The sequence below is a fragment of the Microbulbifer sp. genome, assembly GCF_051659245.1.
GTDB lineage: Bacteria > Pseudomonadota > Gammaproteobacteria > Pseudomonadales > Cellvibrionaceae > Microbulbifer.
On sequence record NZ_JBOFOC010000087.1, the window covers coordinates 1 to 1,448 of the forward strand.

The window sequence follows — 1,448 nt, forward strand, 5'->3', positions numbered from 1 at the left end:
GTAATTACATGGACTCGCCCACGCTGAGGCGTCAATGCGCCACGGTGGCAGTCTAAGAAGCCAACGGCAGCGAGGGCGAGTCCATGAAAAAGCATACAGCAACTAATCAATCCCAGGCCTTAAACGATCTATCGGCCTGCACGACAGTGGCAGTCGATCTTGCCAAGCGGGTCTTTCAGGTGGCGGGAGAAGACGCTCTTGGTCAGGTGCGTTACGAGGCGCGGATCAAGTCGCGTGAGGCGTTCTACGAGTTTCTGTGCAAGTTGCCGCCGAGTGTCGTCGTGCTGGTTGAAACTGGCCCAGGTGCTCAGGCGTGGGCACGGCAGCTACAGGGGCAAGGCAACCTGGCACGGATTCTTCCGGCTCGTCTCGTCGAGGGTCACCGCAGCGGTGCGAAGAATGATCGTAACGATGCCCTGTCGATCTTGCGCGCCGGTCGCGATAGCAAGATTTCAGCCGTGCCCATCAAAAGCGCTGCCTCGCTGGCCATGCAGGCGCTGCATCGCGCTCGGCAGGGTTATGTGCGTCGGCGTACGGCGATGAGTAATCAGATGCGCGGTTTGCTGCTGGAGCACGGCGTGGCTCTGGCGCAAGGCGATGCGGCTATCAGCCACGTGATACCGAGGGTGCTGGAAGATGCAACGCAGCCACTGCCGGAGATACTGCGGGAGTTGATCGACGAATTGCTGGGTGAATGGCGGCAATTGGGCGAACGCATCAACGTCTTGAGCGGGCGCTTGGAAGCTGCTGCGAACGCGGACAAGACCGCGAAACGACTGATGACGGTGCGCGGAGTCGGCCCGATCATCGCCACCGCGCTGCTGGCCAAGCAAACCGAACCTGAACGTTTCGCCAATGCCCGCTTATATGCGGCTTACTTCGGCATGGTGCCTGATCAGCACAGCAGCGGAGAAAAGATCCGCCTGGGCAAGATGAGCAAGCGAGGCGATGGCTACCTGCGCAGCCTGATGATCCAGGGCGCGCATGCGGTCCTCCAACAACTACGGCCTGATTCGCAGCAACCGGATGATCGCCGCTTGCTGGGCTGGCTGAGTCGCCTGGGGCGCAAAGAGGCGGCGGTGAGGTTAGCCAACCGCAACCTACGGATCGCCTGGGTGCTGCTACAGAATGAACAGACTTATCAACGCCAGCCAGTTAATGACAGGCAGGCGGAAATGAGTCACTGATCCACCGAGTTCTGCCACCGGGGCGCGAAGTCGCTCCAACCTCTGCTAGAAAACATTGACCCCAGGTAAGACCGTTGCGGATTGATGCCTTGGCTCCTACTGGCCTTCGAGGTCTGAATGTAATAGGCATACCGCAAGCTCACACAATGTTGGCCAGAAGCTGATGACAGCTTCCTCGAATAGGCCTGATACATAGATGCAGCCGGGTAGCAGTGTTGAAAAGCAGGTTTGACAGTGGGGGCGAGTCCATACATAGGAGCC

At 59.1% G+C, this 1,448-nt stretch carries 1 protein-coding gene; it reads left to right on the plus strand.

The features are described 5' to 3' along the window. The first annotated feature begins 83 nt into the window (after positions 1–83). Positions 84–1,187, plus strand: a complete 1,104-nt coding sequence (locus tag ACRC0P_RS09515) for an IS110 family transposase (protein WP_074861394.1) — start codon at positions 84–86, stop codon at positions 1,185–1,187. Positions 1,188–1,448 lie beyond the last annotated feature (261 nt).